The sequence below is a fragment of the Pirellulales bacterium genome (assembly GCA_036490175.1).
GTDB lineage: Bacteria > Planctomycetota > Planctomycetia > Pirellulales > JACPPG01 > JACPPG01.
In genome coordinates this window covers 1-17,810 of the sequence record DASXEJ010000326.1, presented here as the reverse complement: position 1 = coordinate 17,810, position 17,810 = coordinate 1, and the positions used below count along the sequence as shown (strand labels likewise).

Sequence of the window (17,810 nt, the reverse complement as noted above, 5' to 3'; positions counted from 1 at the left end):
AGGAATCGTTAGATAAGACCGGACTGCGCAGCGACGTCGTCACCTTGTACCACGGTGGCAAATACCATCTTTACCGCTACAAGAAATACACCGACGTCCGCCTGGTCTTTGCCCCTGAGAAAGACATCGCCTTCTTCGGCGGCGATCCTGACAATTTCGAATACCCACGCTACGACCTGGACGTGTGCTTCTTCCGTGTCTACGAGGATGGCAAGCCGGCCAAGATCAAGGACTTTCTGAAATGGAGCCCGGCCGGCGCCAAAGACGGAGAGTTAATCTTCGTGTCTGGCCATCCGGGGCGCACGAACCGACTCGATACGGTCAAACATCTGGAATTCTTGCGCGATGTGGCATTTCCCGCGGCGCTCGACATGATCCGCCGCCGCGAGGTGACCTTGCGAACCTACGCCGAGCGCGGGTTGGAGAACACCCGCCGGGCTCAGGATGAACTGTTCGGCTATCAGAACAGCCGCAAGGCCCGGCTTGGCGGGCTCGCCGGCTTGCAAGACCCGGCGATCATGGACCTCAAGCGCCAGCAGGAAAAGGCACTCCGCGATGCCGTGCAGAAGGACACCAAGCTCGCCCAGGAATATGGCGACGCTTGGGACCAGGTAGCCCGGTCGATCGAAGTATTGGGCGGAATCTACGACGAGTACCAGTTGCTCGAGCAGGGGCGGGCCTTCAATTCCGACTTGTTCACCATTGCCCGGCGGCTGCTACGGCTGTCTGAGGAAAGCAACAAGCCCAACGCCGAGCGATTGCGCGAGTATGGAGAAGCGGGACTCGATTCGCTCAAGCAACAGCTCTTTTCGGAAGCGCCGATTTACCCTGACTTGGAAATCGTCAAGCTGGCCGACTCGCTCGGCATGCTGATGGAGATTCAAGGGGCCGACAATCCATTGGTGCTGAAAATACTTGACGGAAAATCGCCGCGCGAACGTGCGGCCGAACTTGTCAGTGGGTCGAAATTGGCCGACGTAGCACTGCGCAAGCAACTGGCCGAAGGGGGCACGGCGGCCATCGACAAATCGCGCGACCCGATGATCGAGCTTGCCAAGCTCGTGGATGAGCCATCGCGCAACGTGCGCCGCATCTACGAAGATCAGGTTGACGAGCCGCAGCGACAGGCCTACGGCAAGATCGCCCAAGCGCGGTTTGCCATTTATGGCGATAGCGTCTATCCCGATGCCACCTTTACCCTGCGGCTGGCCTACGGCACGGTGGCCGGCTACCAAGAGGCCGGCACGAAGCTTCCTCCCTGGACCACAATCGCCGGCGCCTACCAACACTCGGCCGATCACGGCGGCAAAGATCCGTTTGAGTTGCCGGAAAGTTGGATCAAGCACAAAAAGGATCTCGACCTTAACACTCCCTTCAACTTCGTCAGCACGGCCGACATCATTGGCGGCAACTCGGGCAGCCCCGTGATCAATCGAGCCGGTGAAGTGGTGGGCCTGATCTTCGACGGCAATATCCAATCGCTGGTCCTCGACTTCATCTACAGCCAGGACCAGGCCCGCGCCACTAGCGTCCACTCGGCGGCAATCGTCGAGGCGCTACGCAAGGTCTATAACGCCAAGGAGCTGGCCGACGAATTGGGAAAATGATCACCGTTGAATGCCCAACGAAGAGCGAGTACAGAGGGCTGTCTTCGACCAGCTAGGCCGGCTGCATTCATCGTTTGGCACAGCGCCTTGGCCTGACAGCGTCTTGGCCTTACGGTGCCGAAGCCGTTAGGCCAAAAGCTCGGTAATCGCGCTACCGCCCTGCGCCACCGGAACGGGCCGATCGGCGCGGTCGAAGACGGGCATCGCGGGATCAATGCCCAGCAGATGATAGATCGTCGCGCAGATGTCACGGATGTGTACCGGCTTGTCCTTGACGAACGCCGCCTGCTCGTCCGAAGCGCCATAGATCGTCCCGCCGCGGATGCCGGCGCCGGCCAGCAATACCGAGTAGCAAAACGTCCAATGGTCGCGGCCCCCCAGCGCGTTGATCTTGGGGGTGCGCCCCATCTCGCCCATCGTCACGACCAACGTCTCGTCTAAAAGTCCGCGCGCGTCGAGGTCTTCGATAAATGCCGAATAGGTCTGATCGAAGCTGGGGAGCAACGTCTCGCGGAGCATCGGAAAATTGCGCTGATGCGTGTCCCAAGCGGCCTTCGAGACCTCGAATCGCTTCGAGAAGTTGTCCCAACTCACGTTGACGAACTGCACGCCGCGTTCGACCAGGCGGCGGGCCAGCAACGTCGACGAGCCGAATAGCGTCCGGCCGTAACGGTCGCGAGTCTTGTCATCCTCGCGGCTCAGGTCGAAGGCTTCGCGTACCTTGGCCGACGTCAGCATTTCGTATGCCAGCCGCTGTTCGCGTGGGAAATTCCCCAAGTCCCGTTCGGCTTCGCTGGTGCGAAACTGGTCGTCGAACTGTTCGACCAATCGCCGACGCTCGTTGAGTCGATCCAGCGTAATTCCGTCCAGTAATACCGTGTCGGTCAGACGCGGCTCGCCACGCACGACTTGCGGTTGCCAAATGTCGTCCGGCGGATTTTCGACGTACGCCGTACACTCGGTGCAAAACGGATCGTAGCGGCGCCCCAAAAATCCGCCATGCGGGCCGGCCTTCTTGCGAACTTCGCCCCAGCCCAAGGCGCACGGCAGATAGGCATAGGTCGGCAACTCCTGCTGCTGATCGCGCGCCAGGTACGAACATACCGAACCCATGCTGGGCGGATCGCTGTCGCGAAACTCCTCATCGGGCAGGTTTACGTCATAGCCGGTGTACATCGGCAGGTTCTTGTGGCAACCGCCGTTGTGATAGACGCTGCGCACGATCGACGACTTGTGCATCCAGCGAGCCGATAACGGCAGCAGTTCGCCAATCTCGACTCCCGAGGCACTCGTGGCGATGGGCTTGAACTCGCCGCCGACACCGCCGCTCGCGCGCGGCTTCAGATCCCACATGTCCTGTGTGGGGGGACCACCCTGCAAATAAAGCAGCACGACACTCTTGGCCCGTGCCGGCCGCAGTTTGATGGTGGTCGAGTTTTCGAGTGCCAAAAGAGACGGCGTGTTGAAGAGCCCGCCCAACAGGGACAGCGCTCCCGCCTTCAGCGTTTCGCGCCTGGTCGGACCTGCGCACGCCCGGCGGGCGCCGCCTAGAATCGTGATCGCACTCATTCCCGAGATTGTACGGCCGCCGCGAGGCGTAACGCAACTATCTTCTGTGGCGCCGCCACAACGTTATGGCTTTAACGATGTCTGTGTCGTCTCGATCTTACCGCCCAATTCCAAACCCAGTTTGGCCGCTTCGAGGACAACCCAATCGTTTGGCTTGAGACCGCTGCGAACGACGTGGAATTTCCCTTCCATCGTTCCCAATATCACATCGCGCTTGACAACGATATTTTGCTCATTCACGACAAGCACATATCCGTGCCCATTTTGATCAAACTGGGGCACTGCATCCATCGGGACGAGCAGCGCTGGGTAGGGCTTGCTGGTCGCAACGCGGACAAGAGGGGACAGCCCCGGCAGAAGCATCATGTCAGGGTTGGGCAGCGTGGCCCGCACGCGTACCTGCCCGCTCATCACGGTATCACCCTCTAACGATTCGAGCTTGGCGCTATCATGAAAGCCGGCGTCATTCGATGTGGAGATTCCAACGGGAATCTCCGATAATTTAAGCCCACCGTCGCGGATGGCCTGCCTAAGCCGCGCATACGCGTCGAAGCTCATGGTGAAATGGACCACGAGCGGATCAACCGTCGCCAACGTCGCCAACGTGGTCTGGTTGGCCGTAACCAGGTTTCCCACGTCGACGGCCGGCCGGCTCAGCCGTCCCGCGATCGGCGCCGTCAGGTTGGTGTAATTGACGTTGATCTGCGCGATCTCGATATCGGCCTGTGCCGACGCCCACGAGGCCTTTGCCTCGACCCAGTCCGACCGTTTGCTTTGCAGCATCAGCTCCGTCACACCTTCCGCGCCCTTATTTTTCGCCTGGTTGTAGGCTTCGAATTCGTTCTTATTACGATCCGCATACGCTTGGGCGCGTTGTGACTCGGCCTTGGCCTTGCTCAGCTCGGCCTCGTACGATTGACCGTCGAGCTTGAACAGGTGATCCCCTTTTTTAACAGATCCGCCGGTGGGAAAATCGGCCGTCAACAAGTACCCTGTGACGCGGGCCCGAATTTCCACAGACTGCGACGGTTCGAGCAATCCGTTGGAAATGACGGAATCGGCCACCTCGCGAGCGATCGGCTGAGCCACCTTTACTTTAAAGGAATCGGCAACGTCGTCGCCGGGCACCGTCGTCTCGCCGATTACGTGGTTTGGCCCTTGCACGGTGGCATTGTCCGGCCAAAAGGCCATGGCCCCAAAAAGTACAATAGTCAGAGCCGCCACCGAGCCGAGGGAGAGACGCATAAAAAGCTTCCTTCTGCGCCATTGCGCGATCGTAGTAAAGTGAGCTGCCAGCACCGACGCGTCGCCAAATTCATCAAGGGCTTGCACCACGGCCTGATCGCGCGAGAGCCCACTGCGCACCAGCTCTTCGAGGCGTTCCTGGAGATGATCGCGCAGCTCGTCGGCAATCTGGTCGCGCTGGCCGGGCGTCAACCGCAGGCAGCGTGCCAAAAGCTTTAGATAGAGTTCGAATTCCTGTTCGGACATGCCGCACGGCCCTTTGTGCTGGTCTTCGTGTCGAGTGCTCGAAGGCCGAACCGATGACTCAAAATCAAGCTGTGGCTGGACGCAACCCGCCAGACGCGTCAAGCAGCCCGCGGATGCAGTCCACATAAGCGAACCATTGACCGGCCTGTGCATTCAGTCGCGCCTGCCCGGTTTTTGTGAGTTCGTACCATTTCCGCCGGCGGCCGGTCGAATCGTCCCACCGGCTGCGGATTAGTCGCTCGTCCTGCAGGCGGTGCAACAGGGGATACAGCGTTCCGGCCGGCAGCGGCACGCGCCCTTGCGTTGCCTCGCGCAGCGTCTGTTGCACCGCGTAACCGTATTGAGCGCCTTGCGCCAGCACAGACAGGACCATCAGGTCCAGGCTCCCTCGCATCAGTTCGGCGCTGAATCGGTCAGTCATGTGTGTTGGCCTTGTTTCGCGAACGCCCCGGCATCCGATCGCCATTCTTGATTAGCAGTAACGCTATATATAGCGATGCGATCTATTGGAGGTCAAGCAGATTCTTTGGCAATGCCTCGGCCCGCAGAAAACTTCGATGTCTTGTCACGAAGCTGCCCGACGGTCAACGAAGCCATGCTCGTAGGATGCGCTCCGGACGTTCGGCCCGGCGGTTCATCCTGACAGCGCGACTACTCTTCGTCGACGGGCGTGGCAGACTCGAACTTCTCGTTCGAATCGAAGGCGATCGGCAGGATTCCCTGACGGCGGGCCGCGGCGATGGACAGCGTCTGGTAGCCGGGATCGTCCTTGTTGAACTTGTCGGCATTTGTCTCGTACAAATCCTCGTTCCCCATCGCGATCGCGGCGCAGAACGTCGCCCAGGAGTTCGTCTTTTTCCATTTTTCGTCGACCACACCATCGGCGCCGTCGATTTCGCGCGTGGCGTCATCGTCGGCGACGGAACCGATGAGCGTTGTTTCCAGCGCGACGAGCTGTTTTTGCTCGGCGTCCAGATAAAAGCCCAAATAGCAATGCGTCGGCAAGAAAATCAGCACCGGCTCGATATTGATTTTGCGTAGCAACGAAGCAAACAGCACGCTGCCGTCGACGCAATTGGCCTGTGAGTTGTTGATCGATTCGTCGATCAGTCGGACGTGCTGGCTGGAAATAATCGGATTCTCGGCCGCCGACGTGGTGATATCGCTATAGCGCACGTCGCGATCGCTGAGTGCATTCCATAGGGCGTACACCTGTCGGTATACCTCGTTCGTATCACCCGACTGATACCCTGTGAACGAGTCGACAATGTCGCTATTGAGCGCCTCGCGCAGCACCTTGTCGACAAACGGATGTTGCTCGTTGACATAGCCGGCAAAAACGAATGATACGTCGGTCATGTCGTCGCCGTGATAGATGTAGAAGGGACAATCGTTCACGGAACGCAGAGTAATCGTGGCCGTCTGCTCTTCGGTATCGTCCTCGCTTTCGTCCCCCATCACGACCGAAAAGGTCACCGTGACGGGAACCGACTGCTTGTTCTTCGTCAGCACGTTGTACTTGTATTTGATCTGAGGAAAGATGTCGTAGGTCGCCCCTTCTTCCTCAAGCGTCCCTTCAAACGTGCTGGGCTCGAGGATTGCGTCGCCAGTGATGGTGACCGTAACCGGGATGCCCGCCCCGGGCGACTCGATCCGCACTCCCAACACTCCCTGCCGGTCACCCAGCCGCTGCGTGTCGCCTTCGGCGGCGTCATCGTCGGTTTCTTGCTCGGGCAGGCGAATCGTGGCTGTCGTCACCAGATAGGAGGGAAACAGCTGGTTATCCCACCCGGCAATCGGTGTGAACTCGGCCTGTGCGAAACCGCTCAGAATCGCCCAGCCGGCCACGGCCATTGACAACTGCCGGACCCCAGAAAACACACCAGCCATGACAGCCTCCGGTAAGCAAGAAACGGAAACCCGCTAGGGAATTCTTAGGTCAAACGGGCGTGGCAGGCTGTCGAGGCACGCTCGTTTCATAGCTGAGAAGACCTGCGGGGGCCGCACGAAAGGCCGTTTGCCAAGACGTTTTGCCGCTCTCGGTCGGCGGCGAAGCCTCGGCGTGGAAAGACTATCTAGGTCCCGACAAGATTCCAGGTTTTTCGTTGGCAAGTAGTGAAGATCGTAATAATTATGCGTAATATAGGGGGTACGGTGTGCCTGGATTGGCTTCAGGATCGCCCAGTTCGGGGAAACGTTCACAGCTCGTTTCGGGAATAACGCTAATGACCAGAAAACAACTTGTTCTCGCCCTCACGGCCTCGTTTGCATTGTTGGTGGCTGCGCCCGTCGCTCATGCCCTGCCACTTTCATTCACCAACATCAACGTCTCGACCAGCAACCAAAGCCGCATCAACATTGCCGCCACAGCGACACTGAACGGCACACCTTTGGTCGAAGGTCCACAGTTCGCATCCGGCGGACTGAACGGAGACGGCAGCGCGTCGGCACTCTACAACCAGACGGCCACGAATACGCCCAGCAACATGGCCACCAATCTCGGGCTGTTCAGCGTCGGGTTTCCTGGCGGCGGCGAGGCTCAGGCAGCCAACGCCGTAGGGTTGCTGAACAACAATTTGGCCATCGCCCCTGGCGTTGGCGGCGCTTCGGGAACTGCCCCGGCCGACTATGGGCTGGTATTCACTTCGCCGCAAAGCGTCGTTGTTCCGCCTATTGATGTCAGCGCCTTGGGAATCTCGGGGCTGACCACTCTTAATCTCGGTACGCTGACGGCGATCAATCTCAACGTAGCGCTGCGTAACTTTGCCGTCGATCTGAACAGCCCGATCCTCCCTATGTCGGGCGGAGGAACTTATCCGGCTCACTTTGATTCGACTCAGGTCAACATTTCGGTGTCCGGTACAACAGATATGTCTCTGACTGCTACGCTGAAGCAGGACAACATCACCGACTTCATTGCCACCGGTGCGGCGTTAATTGCACTGCAACAAGGATTGTCAGGCCAAGGTATCAGCATCACCGAGACGGCGAACATTTTGGGGTTGAGCTATCAGGTCGGATTCGGTTTCAGCACAACACTGCCGGTCACCAACGCGGCTGACGGCGACGCCAGCCAAGGGACGGTAGACCATGTCGGGTCGAATCTGCGCCTGACGTTGCCCGTAAAGTTCGACATTACACCCTCCACGCTGCCGGCACCGCTGAACACGCTGATTGCAGCCGATTTCAGCATGAGCGGCCAACTTATCGGCCAGGCCCCCTTTCAGGTCGTCCCCGAGCCTTCGTCCGCGGTGTTGTCGCTCGCGGGCCTCATGGGCGCCGGGATCGTTGCGCGCCGTCGCCGGGCGCGAAAAGCAAGTTGAACGGTGGTCGTCCCACGCAGGACGCCGGCGTCCAAGATCGCTATTGGATCCCTGTGCCTGCCCACCGCCAAGCGCTCCCTACGCGAATAGCTCGCGTACGACGCTGGCCTTCGTTACCTCGGCGTCGGTCAAACTGTCGTCGCGGCCGTCGTGGGGAAACGTAAGACGGGTGTGGTCCAGGCCGAGCGCCGTCAGCAGCGTGGCGTGCAGGTCGTGAACGTTGACTACATCGGTAACCGACTTGTAACCAAAGTCGTCGGTAGCCCCGTGGACGTATCCACGTCGAAAGCCGCCCCCCGCTAGCCACAGGCTGAAGGCGTGCCGGTTGTGATCGCGGCCGTCGGCTTTTTGCGAAATCGGCAGCCGGCCGAACTCTCCGGTCCAGAGCACGATCGTCGAATCCAACAGCCCGCGCTGCTTCAGGTCCGCCACTAGCGCCGCCGACGGTTGATCGGTGCGGGCGCACAGGCCGCGTAGATTATCGGCATTCTTGGCGTGCGTATCCCACGGCTGGCCGCTCATGAACACCTGCACGTAGCGGACCCCCTGCTCTACTAGACGGCGGGCTAGCAGACAGCGCGCACCGTATTCGGCCGTCGTGGGGTTGTCGAGTCCATACATCTGCCGTGTGGCCTCGGTCTCGCCCGATAGGTCCAGTATCTCGGGAACGGCCGATTGCATGCGGGCGGCAGTTTCGAAATTGGCAATCCGCGCCTCCAACTCCGAATAGCCGGGATGCCGAGCCAGGTGGTCGCGATTGAGCGATTCGAGAAATGCGAGTTCCCCGCGGCGCGCCTGCGCTGTTACGCCCTCGGGATTCGATAGGTGCAGGACCGGCGCACCTTTGGCGCGGAATGGCGTGCCCTGGTAGAGTGCCGGCAACCAGCCGCTTTGCCAATTGCGAATGCCATCGACCGGCAACCCTCCAGGGTCGGACAGCACCACATAGGCGGGCAGATCGCGATTCTCGGTCCCCAATGCATACGCGACCCAAGAGCCCATCACAGGCCGATCGGCCATGATCTTGCCGTTATGAATCAACCGCAATGCCGCTTCGTGATCGACGCTTTCGGTCGTCATCGAGCGCACTAGCGTCAGCTCGTCGGCGATCCCCGCGGTGTGCGGCAGGATTTCCGATAGCGGCATACCGCACTGTCCCGCCGGGCGGAACGCAAAGGGCGAGGCCAGCACGTTCCCCTTCTGCTCGTGAAAGTGAACTTCGAGTTCTCCTTCATAGGGCTTGCCGTCGTGTCGCGCCAATTCTGGCTTGGCGTCGAACAAGTCCATCTGGCTCGGGCCGCCATGCTGAAATAGGCAGATCACCGCCTTCGCCCGACCAGCCCCCGGCGGCAACGCGGGCGTGGCCGCCTGTGCAGCGGACGGACTCGTGGCCGCCAGCAGATCAGCGAGCGCCAAGCTCCCTACGGCGCCGGCATATCGTCCCAGGAATGCACGACGATTAAGTTGAAAGAAGTCGCCCATAGTCACGCTGCCTAGTTTCGGCTGTACCGATTCTCACCACTGAGGCACTGAGACAATTCCAAAGTAATTCACGCTACCACGAATAACACACGCATGAAAAGAAAGGTGCTCGATTTCATTCGCGTGAATCGTGTCATTCGTGGTTCACATCCTCATATCGCGACGATCCTCTTCGTGAATTGTCGACGTTTCTGTCATTCGACGTACAAAAATGCATTGCTCGCCAACAGCATCTGGCAGAAGTCTCGCCAGGTGCGTGCCTGTGCGTCGGGCGATCCCTGATAAGTGGTCGGTTGAGTGGCGATGAACGCCTCTGCGGCGGCCCGCTCTACCTCGGTTGGTGGACGTGAAAACGCCAGGAGAAACCCCTGCGTTATTTTCGCCCCGACGTCATCGCCGACGGCACGGCCTAGTCGCACGGCCATGGCACTGGCGCGGGCCGTAACGAATTCGGAATTGAGCAGGCTTAAAGATTGCAAAGCGATCGTCGACGTGTTGCGACGCGTGCAGTTCGTGGTCACCTGTGGCGCGTCGAACACATCGAGCATGCTATCAGGCTGGGTGCGACGGCGTTGCAAATAAATCGAGCGGCGTGCGGCTCCTGGCGCATCGGCCGGCACCACAACCTCGCCTGTCGGCGTGCGCGTGGTGGGCACGTACGGCCCTCCCACGGCCAGGTCGAGTTCGCCGCTCGAGCGCAACATCGAATCGCGGATAGTCTCGGCATCCAATCGCAGCAACGGAAAGCGCGACAGCAGCAGGTTGTCGGGATCGGCCTGGCGAACGGAATCTCCTGCCGCGGTCGACTGGCGATAAACGGCCGAATTCAGGATCAGGCGGTGGATGGCCTTGCTGCTCCATCCGCCCTGGACAAACTCGACAGCTAAATAGTCGAGCAACTCCGGGTGCGAAGGGGGCGTGCCGGTATACCCGAAATTGTCTGTCGTCGACACGATGCCCCGGCCGAAATGATTCTGCCAGATACGATTCACTGCCACACGGGCCACGACCGGATGCCGCGGATTAGTGAGCCATTGTGCGAGCGCCGTGCGTCGCCCCGTTGTTGACGGACTTTGCGGACCTACTTCGTACTTCCGTTCCGGAGCGCACAGAACCTGCGGCACCCCGGGGCCGACTTCAGCTCCCAACGCCCGATAGTCGCCGCGTAACAACAAATGATGCGGCGGTGGCGACGCTTGCAAATCGTATAACACGGCCAACTGCTCGAAAGCCTCGGGGCGCTGAGACTCGAGCGCCGCGATCTTTTCCTTGGTCGTGTCCATTAACTCGGCAAAGTCGGGCAGCTTGGCGGCCAAGGCGTCTTCAGCCAGATCCACTTCGGCCTTGTGTGCCTTGACGAGTTCCTGTTCGGCATCGCTGCGCTCACTCTTCTTGCGCTCGAGCGCCTGCTGTAGCTGTTGGCGCGCAGGCTCGTCGAGTCGCGCCAACAGCTCGTCCGAAAGCCGCTGGCGCGCGGCCTCGATGCCCTTTTCAAGCCTGGTCTTCAGATCCTTGATCTGTTCGTTCAGCGCTTTGCTGCGCGCGGCATGCTGGTCGCGCGCGTCCCGAGGGGCAACAGCCACCGTGCGATCCTTCGGGGGGCGCCATTGATCAGGATTGTAGGCGGGCCAGAAAATTGCCTGCAGCTCGTAGTACTCTCGTTGCGTGACCGGCTCGAACTTATGATCGTGGCAGCGGGCACATTGCACCGTCATCCCAAATAGGCTCGACGCCAATACCTGCACGGTCCCTTCGATGACTGTAAACCGATCGGCCCGTTGTTCGTCGGGGTTGCCGTCGCTCTCGCCCGTGCCGTCGGGCGCGTTGCGAAGAAAATGCGTGGCCACCAGTCGATCTACCATCTCCGGCGTCACATCCCCTGCGGGATCGAAGCCGGCCAACTCGTCGCCGGCAATTTGTTCCTGAAGGAACAGGTCGAACGGCTTATCGGCGTTGCAGGCCGCAATGACATAGTCGCGGTAGCGGTAGGCCAGCGGACGGTCCGTATCAGCATTGAAATACCCATTGCTATCCGCGTAGCCTGCGGCATCGAGCCAATGCTGGCCCCAGCGCTCGCCATAACGAGGACTAGCCAAGTAGCGCTCTACCATCCGCTTGTAGGCACCGGGGGCAGCGTCGGCCAAAAACGTGGCAATCTCCTCGGGCGACGGGGCCAGGCCCGTGAGGTCGATTGATACCCGGCGCACCAGGGTCGTCGGATCGGCCACTGGCGCCAATTCGAGTCCGCGACGCTCCAACTCGGCCAGAATGAATCGATCGATGGCATTGCTAACTCGATCCTGATGCGCCACAAGCGGCAGTTCCGCTCGTACAGGTGGCACAAAGGCCCAATGGTCCGGACCAGGCTTGGCGGCTTCTTCGGCGGATGGCAATCCTGGCGCGCCAGCCGTGATCCACGTTTGCAGAACGGCCCGCTCCTCTGCCGAAAGAGGCATTTCGGGCGGCATCTGATCGGCGTCGATTCGCTCCCACAGATAACTGTCTTCCAGATTGCCCGCGACGATCGACGGGCCCGATTCGCCTCCTCGGGTCATGCTGCGCGGCGTGCTGAGGTTCAAGCCCCCTTCGCGCTTCATCGGTCCGTGACATTTGACGCAGCGTGCACGTAGCAACGGCATTACGTCGTGCTGCAGATCAACGTGCGTTTGTTCCTCGGCGATGCCGAATGGCGCACAACCAACCAGCAGCAAAGCTGTTGCGATAGTACGTTCGACAAAGTTGAGAACTACACGTTGCATAAACGTCTTGGCCGCGCGCGGCGCTAGCCTTTCGAGCCCGATTCCGCCACCAGATGCGCTTTCACGAAATTCTCGTCCAACGTCACGCCCAGGCCAGGCCGATCGGGCACGCTGATCCAACCATCCTCGGCCTGCACCTTTTCGATCGTCAACTCGTGCCGCAGCGGCGAATCCTCGACGCAATCCTCGTAAATGAACGCGTCACGGCAGGTGCTCAACCAGTGCAGGCCGGCCGCGACCGTCACGGGGCTGGTGTAGCAATGGTTGCACAGCCGCGCGCCGATCTCTTCAACTCGATCGCGAATATAGGCCGCGTCGGTGAAACCGTTTCGCGCCAGATCCACCTGGTAGACATCGAGCGCACGTCGTTCGATCAACGGGCGGAACGCCTCGCGGCCACACTCTTCTTCGCCCGAGGCGATCGGCACCGGCGAACGATCTCGCAGCCAGGCGTAGCCCTCGTAGTCATCCGGGCGCAACGGTTCTTCGAGCCATTCAATGCCAAACTGATCGAAAGCGTGCGCGCGTTTCAGGGCGGTCCGCGCATCCCACACGCAGCCGGCATCGATCAGCACGGTGCCGTCCCCCACTCCTTCGCGGGCACCACGCACCAGGTCGATGTCGACCGTCTCAGAGGGGCCCATCGGCTCCCAGCCGAATTTCACTGCGCGATAACCGGCCTCGCGCCAGCGGCGGCCAATGTCGGCCGTCTCGCGGCCGTCGCGGCCAAAGAGGATCGACGCATAGGCCTTGATCCGATCGTGCTGCTTGCCTCCCAACAGTCGATGAATCGGTTCGCCAAAATGCTTGCCCTTCAGGTCCCAAAGAGCCATGTCCACGGCAGACATAGCGGTAATCGTGACCGACGTGCGACCAAAGTACATTGTGCGTCGCAGCATCAACTGCCACAGTCGCTGGGTCTCGAGCGGGTTCTGGCCAACCAGGATCTCGCGCAGTCCGCAGGCAATATTGTGGCTAAACGGCGCGTCGATAATGGCTTTGACGACTTCGGGCGAGGCGTCGGCTTCACCAATGCCCTCTAGGCCCGTATCGGTGCGGACACGTACCAGCACCGAATCCTGGCTGCTGGCCGTCTTGGCTTCGACGTTTTTGATCCGCAGGATCTGACAGACTACTTGCGTGATCTTCATGATTGACAGGCGGGCTGGGGATCATCCGTCCGAGGGGCCTATTGCGGGCCCTCATTGTAACATGTCCCGGCCCGCAGGTGGCAACCGCAGCAGTCGCCGGATGGCTCGGGTGGCATCAACCGTCGAGCAGGTAAAAAACATCGGTGCGCACCTGGGCCGGATCATCATTCCAATGGCCATATATCTCCCAGTTCGGTCCGCAACTTCTCTGGCCGTTGTCGCGGCACCATTTACGGATGGCCGCGTGAGCATTTCCGAGTAGGTGATAGGGCCCAATGTGAACCGTCGAAGCGACTCTTCCGCCGGGAGTCGTCGACGGGACGACACGACCATCGCCGCAAAAAGGTCCTGCAACTTCGACGCCGCATTCGATGTTAATCTCACCATCGAGATAGACAGCAACATGCCTACCGGCATTTTCGATCGGCGCCGATCGAACGAACGCCCAAACCTCGCCGCACGCCGCCGGAATCACGCGAGACAGGTCTCCCGCGTTCGCCTGCAGGCGAACCACGGCCAGCGGCTGCGGCGCGAGCGCTTGAGTTAGAATTTGATATTCCATGCGATGACTAACGTCGTCTAGGTTTAAGATTCGTATACTTTGCAGCGTAGAAGCCCAACGAAACCGGCCTACAGTTTTCGACGGTTTTCACCAAGGAGCCTATCGATGGCGCAGATCACGAGGCGCGCGGCGCTGGCCACTGTAAGTTGGGGCGCTCTGGCAAGCACAACCAACTCATTGACTACGGCCATGGCCGATGAGCAAACCTCCGGACAAAAGAAGCTTGGCGCGCTACCACCCCATTGGCTGGACGAAATAATAGGCGACGGCACAAATGCGAACGAGATCGCAGCCCGTTTCGCCACGAACAAGAAGTTTATCGAACTCGTGGCCAAGGCGATCAAGGAAGTGCAGGATAATCCCCCCAAGCCAGGGCTAGTCGGTCCGACGTATTCCCAGCGTGTGCGCCTGAAGCTGCTGGCGGAGTTGTGCCCTGCCCCGCCACGGGTGGAAGGCACCAAGGCGAACTGAGACGCTAGGGCATGGGTTACCGCGGGACGCGACAGAATCCAAAGCCGGCCCAGAGGGTCAGTCCGCCACGGCTCTGAATCTCGCGAACTTTTTGGGCTTTGTGGCGGTCTACCGTTAAGACGCCTGCTGCGACCAGCCTGCGCGTGGGCGTGCTGCATCACCTGTCGGCACAATTGACACCCCCAGATTCGCGGCGTATCTTTTGGTTGATAAAAGTTGTCTGGTAACCGATTTGCGCCGCCTCGACCGCAGAATTCCTATGGCTTGCCCCTGTGATTTCGAAGTAGCTCGGTCCATTGCCGGCATAGTCCGACGAGTGGTGGGCGTTAGCATCGAGATTATTAAGGGGGCGCAGGCCTAGGGCGTCGACCGGTAAGACCCATCAATCGCAAGCCCTGAGGCCGCTGGTGGCCGGCAGGGTTTTTTTGTTTTTGGGAGTCTGTATGCGTCGCATCGAAATCTATGACACCACGTTGCGTGACGGCAGCCAGGGAGAAGGGGTCAACTTCTCACTGCAAGACAAGCTGCTGTTGACCGAGCGGCTCGATAGCCTGGGCTTCGACTTCATCGAAGGGGGCTACCCGCTCTCGAACGATAAGGACGCACAGTATTTCCAACGTGCGCAGGGGCTCGATCTGGCGCATGCCAAGGTCTGCGCCTTCGGCATGACGCGACGCAAGGGAATCACGGCCGATCAGGATCCTGGCATGCGGGCGCTTGTCGACTCGGGGGCAAGCATCATCACGCTGGTCGGGAAAACATCAGACTTTCACGTTACCGACGTGTTGTCGGCCACGTTGGATGAGAACATCGAGATGATCGCCGACAGCATCGCCTACTTGCGCAGCGAAGGGCGCGAGGTGATCTACGATGCCGAGCACTTCTTCGACGGTTGGAAGCGCAATGCCGAGTACGCCCGCCGCACGATCCAGGCCGCCGCAGCCGCCGGCGCGCGGATTGTCGTGTTGTGCGATACCAATGGCGGCAGCCTGCCCGAAGAGGTGGCCGAGTTGACCCGTCAGGCACGGCAATCGCTAAAGATTCCTGTGGGCATCCATTGCCATAACGACTGTGAGCTGGCCGTGGCCAATACGCTGGCCGCGGTCGATGCCGGCGCCGATCACGTACAAGGGACCATTAACGGTGTCGGCGAGCGCTGCGGCAACGTCGATCTGATCTCGGTCGTGGCCAACCTGGCACTAAAGAAATCAGGCTACGAAGTCCTATTGCCGGGCAGTCCACAGCGTCTAACCGATCTCTCGCGCTATTGTTACGAACTGGCGAACATGAATTTTCGTTCGAGCCAAGCCTTTGTCGGCGCTAGTGCGTTCGCCCACAAGGGAGGCATGCACGTGCATGCTGTGAATCGGGCATCGAGCAGCTACGAGCACATCGCGCCCGAAAGCGTCGGCAACGAGCGCCGTGTGCTAGTCAGCGAACTTTCCGGCCGATCGAACATCATGGCGCTGACGACCAAGCATAACCTGCAAAACGACCGGGCCCTCATGGACCGGATCCTGGCGCAGGTCGTAAAGATGGAGAATGCCGGTTACCAATTCGAGGCGGCCGAAGCTTCGTTCGACCTGCTGGTAAGGAAATGCGCTGGCAGCTACCGTCCGCACTTCGAACGCTTGAACTTCCACGTCACGGTTGAAGCCGCAGGGGCCGAGGCGGTCACGACCGAAGCTACGGTGAAGATCCGTATCGGCGACACGGTGCGCCATGAGGTGGCCGAAGGAGACGGTCCGGTCAACGCGCTGGACGCGGCCCTACGCAAAGCACTCGCAGCTGCCTATCCCGGACTCGCGGACATGCACCTGGTGGATTACAAAGTACGGGTAATTAATTCCGAGGCCGCCACGGCCGCCGGCGTGCGTGTAGTGATCGAAAGCCGGGACGAACACGACGTTTGGGGCACCGTGGGCGTCAGCGAAAATATCATCGAAGCTAGCTGGACGGCTTTGGTCGATAGCATTGAATACAAGTTGTATAAGGACGAGTCGCGGGACGAGAAAAAAACCGCGGCCGCCGCCAAACTTGCCCCGGCCGGCAAATAGGGCCCGCGAAGCTGTCCGTCAAGCAATCGTCGAGAAACGGATTTCCATTCTTTGACCTCCATGCTCGAGTGTCGGGCGAGACATGCCTGACCTCACAAGGACGCACATACCATGTCGACCACCAGTCAGCAGGAATTACCCAAGCAATATAATCACGCCGGACCCGAGCAGCGCTGGTATCGTTTTTGGGAGGAGCAGAAGTACTTCCACAGCGAGCCCGACCCGCGGCGTAAACCCTATACCATCGTGATCCCGCCCCCGAATGTCACCGGGGCGCTGCACCTTGGTCATGCCCTGAACAACACGATTCAGGACATTCTCATTCGTTCCAAGCGCATGCAGGGATTCAACACCCTGTGGATGCCGGGCACGGATCATGCCGGCATCGCTACTCAGGCCGTGGTCGAGCGACGATTGCTGCAAGAAGAAAAGAAATCTCGCCACGACTTGGGGCGAGACAATCTCGTGGCGCGGATCTGGGATTGGAAGAACGATTACGAGCGGCGCATCCTCGGTCAGCTAAAACGTCTCGGCTGTAGCTGCGACTGGCAGCGTGCGCGCTTCACGCTCGACGACGTGTGCGCGCGAGCTGTACGCCACACGTTTTTTGGGTTCTTCAAGGCAGGGCTGATCTATCGCGGTCGGCGATTGGTGAACTGGGACACCTTTCTGCAAACGGCCGTCAGCGATGACGAAGTCTTTCACGAGACCGTGGCTGGTCACTTCTGGCACTTGAAATACCCCGTGCGCGACCCTCGCCCAGGCGAGCCGACGCATGTGACGATTGCCACCACGCGCCCCGAAACGATGCTCGGCGACACGGCCGTGGCTGTGCATCCCGATCCGACCGCGGCCCTGGACGCCGTCGAAGCCGAGCTACGCGTCAAGCTGGCCGAGGCCAGTGAAAAACAGCAGCCCGAAATCAAAGTGCAGATCGAGCAACTTGCCGAACGCCGCCGCACAGTGCTGCCGCTGTTGGTGCAACTGCGCGACATGGCCGTGGCGGGACGAAAGCTAACGCTGCCGCTATTGAACCGCGAGATCCCATTGGTCGCAGACCCCTGGGCCAAGCCCGAGATGGGAAGCGGTTGCGTAAAGATCACTCCGGCTCACGATCCCAACGACTATGAAGTCGGCCTGCGGCAATCGCTGCCGATGATCAATATCCTGAACAACGACGGCACTCTCAACGCTCATGCGGGCCCCTACCAGGGGCTCAAGATGGCAGTCGCGCGCGAACGCGTGGTGGCCGACATGGACGGTTTGGGGTTATTGGCCGAAGTCGAGGATCGCGAGATTGAGCTCGCGCATTCCGACCGTTCGAAGACCCCCATCGAG

The 17,810-nt window shown here is 60.1% G+C and carries 13 protein-coding genes; 5 read left to right on the top strand and 8 right to left on the bottom strand.

The genetic code is table 11. From position 1 onward, the window contains the following. The coding region (locus tag VGG64_24850) for a S46 family peptidase (protein ID HEY1602857.1) at window positions 1-1,607 on the top strand (1,607 nt) is incomplete at its 5' end. Between the two features lie 126 nt (window positions 1,608-1,733). Here the strand turns inward: VGG64_24850 and VGG64_24845 are convergent. From VGG64_24845 to VGG64_24830, 4 genes are all read right to left on the bottom strand, one after another. Beyond that, the gene (locus VGG64_24845; protein HEY1602856.1) at window positions 1,734-3,176 is read right to left on the bottom strand and encodes a DUF1501 domain-containing protein; all 1,443 of its coding nucleotides are present in this window, start codon (window positions 3,174-3,176) and stop codon (window positions 1,734-1,736) included. A 63-nt stretch (window positions 3,177-3,239) separates the two neighbouring features. Beyond that, window positions 3,240-4,667: an efflux RND transporter periplasmic adaptor subunit gene (locus VGG64_24840; protein ID HEY1602855.1), complete on the bottom strand. Its 1,428-nt coding sequence runs from the start codon at window positions 4,665-4,667 to the stop codon at window positions 3,240-3,242. A gap of 64 nt (window positions 4,668-4,731) precedes the next feature. Then, a complete protein-coding gene (locus VGG64_24835) occupies window positions 4,732-5,088 on the bottom strand; it encodes a PadR family transcriptional regulator (GenBank protein HEY1602854.1) in 357 nt (118 codons plus the stop codon). Between the two features lie 230 nt (window positions 5,089-5,318). After that, entirely contained in the window at window positions 5,319-6,557 is a 1,239-nt protein-coding gene (locus tag VGG64_24830; GenBank protein HEY1602853.1) for a hypothetical protein, read from the bottom strand. A gap of 335 nt (window positions 6,558-6,892) precedes the next feature. On the opposite strand from VGG64_24830, the gene VGG64_24825 reads away from it, so the two are divergent. Beyond that, the gene (locus VGG64_24825) at window positions 6,893-7,990 is read left to right on the top strand and encodes a PEP-CTERM sorting domain-containing protein (GenBank protein ID HEY1602852.1); all 1,098 of its coding nucleotides are present in this window, start codon (window positions 6,893-6,895) and stop codon (window positions 7,988-7,990) included. Between the two features lie 78 nt (window positions 7,991-8,068). On the opposite strand, the gene VGG64_24820 is transcribed toward VGG64_24825, so the two are convergent. The 4 genes from VGG64_24820 to VGG64_24805 all read right to left on the bottom strand — a co-directional run bounded on the left by VGG64_24820 (window position 8,069) and on the right by VGG64_24805 (window position 13,944). Beyond that, complete coding sequence (locus VGG64_24820; protein ID HEY1602851.1) at window positions 8,069-9,472, bottom strand: DUF1501 domain-containing protein; 1,404 nt, start codon at window positions 9,470-9,472, stop codon at window positions 8,069-8,071. A 194-nt stretch (window positions 9,473-9,666) separates the two neighbouring features. Then, window positions 9,667-12,231, bottom strand: coding sequence for a DUF1553 domain-containing protein (locus VGG64_24815; GenBank protein ID HEY1602850.1), 2,565 nt, complete (start codon window positions 12,229-12,231; stop codon window positions 9,667-9,669). A gap of 23 nt (window positions 12,232-12,254) precedes the next feature. Beyond that, a complete protein-coding gene (locus VGG64_24810; protein ID HEY1602849.1) occupies window positions 12,255-13,382 on the bottom strand; it encodes a mandelate racemase/muconate lactonizing enzyme family protein in 1,128 nt (375 codons plus the stop codon). Between the two features lie 115 nt (window positions 13,383-13,497). Continuing rightward, window positions 13,498-13,944: a GyrI-like domain-containing protein gene (locus VGG64_24805; GenBank protein ID HEY1602848.1), complete on the bottom strand. Its 447-nt coding sequence runs from the start codon at window positions 13,942-13,944 to the stop codon at window positions 13,498-13,500. Window positions 13,945-14,049: 105 nt separating this feature from the next. Here VGG64_24805 and VGG64_24800 point away from each other — a divergent pair, with 105 nt between their 5' ends. The 3 genes from VGG64_24800 to VGG64_24790 all read left to right on the top strand — a co-directional run. Then, on the top strand, window positions 14,050-14,415 hold the full coding sequence (locus VGG64_24800) for a hypothetical protein (GenBank protein HEY1602847.1): 366 nt from the start codon (window positions 14,050-14,052) through the stop codon (window positions 14,413-14,415). A gap of 443 nt (window positions 14,416-14,858) precedes the next feature. Continuing rightward, the gene (cimA, locus tag VGG64_24795; protein ID HEY1602846.1) at window positions 14,859-16,472 is read left to right on the top strand and encodes a citramalate synthase; all 1,614 of its coding nucleotides are present in this window, start codon (window positions 14,859-14,861) and stop codon (window positions 16,470-16,472) included. Between the two features lie 111 nt (window positions 16,473-16,583). Next, window positions 16,584-17,810: class I tRNA ligase family protein (locus VGG64_24790; GenBank protein ID HEY1602845.1), on the top strand; the 1,227-nt coding region annotated here is incomplete at its 3' end.

Coding starts and splice junctions, on each gene's coding strand:
- VGG64_24810 (HEY1602849.1), bottom strand. CDS start 13,382: ATGAAGATCACGCAAGTAGTCTGTCAGATCCTGCGGATCAAAAACGTC.
- VGG64_24815 (HEY1602850.1), bottom strand. CDS start 12,231: ATGCAACGTGTAGTTCTCAACTTTGTCGAACGTACTATCGCAACAGCT.
- VGG64_24820 (HEY1602851.1), bottom strand. CDS start 9,472: ATGGGCGACTTCTTTCAACTTAATCGTCGTGCATTCCTGGGACGATAT.
- VGG64_24835 (HEY1602854.1), bottom strand. CDS start 5,088: ATGACTGACCGATTCAGCGCCGAACTGATGCGAGGGAGCCTGGACCTG.
- VGG64_24825 (HEY1602852.1), top strand. CDS start 6,893: ATGACCAGAAAACAACTTGTTCTCGCCCTCACGGCCTCGTTTGCATTG.
- VGG64_24805 (HEY1602848.1), bottom strand. CDS start 13,944: ATGGAATATCAAATTCTAACTCAAGCGCTCGCGCCGCAGCCGCTGGCC.
- VGG64_24800 (HEY1602847.1), top strand. CDS start 14,050: ATGGCGCAGATCACGAGGCGCGCGGCGCTGGCCACTGTAAGTTGGGGC.
- VGG64_24845 (HEY1602856.1), bottom strand. CDS start 3,176: ATGAGTGCGATCACGATTCTAGGCGGCGCCCGCCGGGCGTGCGCAGGT.
- VGG64_24830 (HEY1602853.1), bottom strand. CDS start 6,557: ATGGCTGGTGTGTTTTCTGGGGTCCGGCAGTTGTCAATGGCCGTGGCC.
- cimA (HEY1602846.1), top strand. CDS start 14,859: ATGCGTCGCATCGAAATCTATGACACCACGTTGCGTGACGGCAGCCAG.
- VGG64_24840 (HEY1602855.1), bottom strand. CDS start 4,667: ATGTCCGAACAGGAATTCGAACTCTATCTAAAGCTTTTGGCACGCTGC.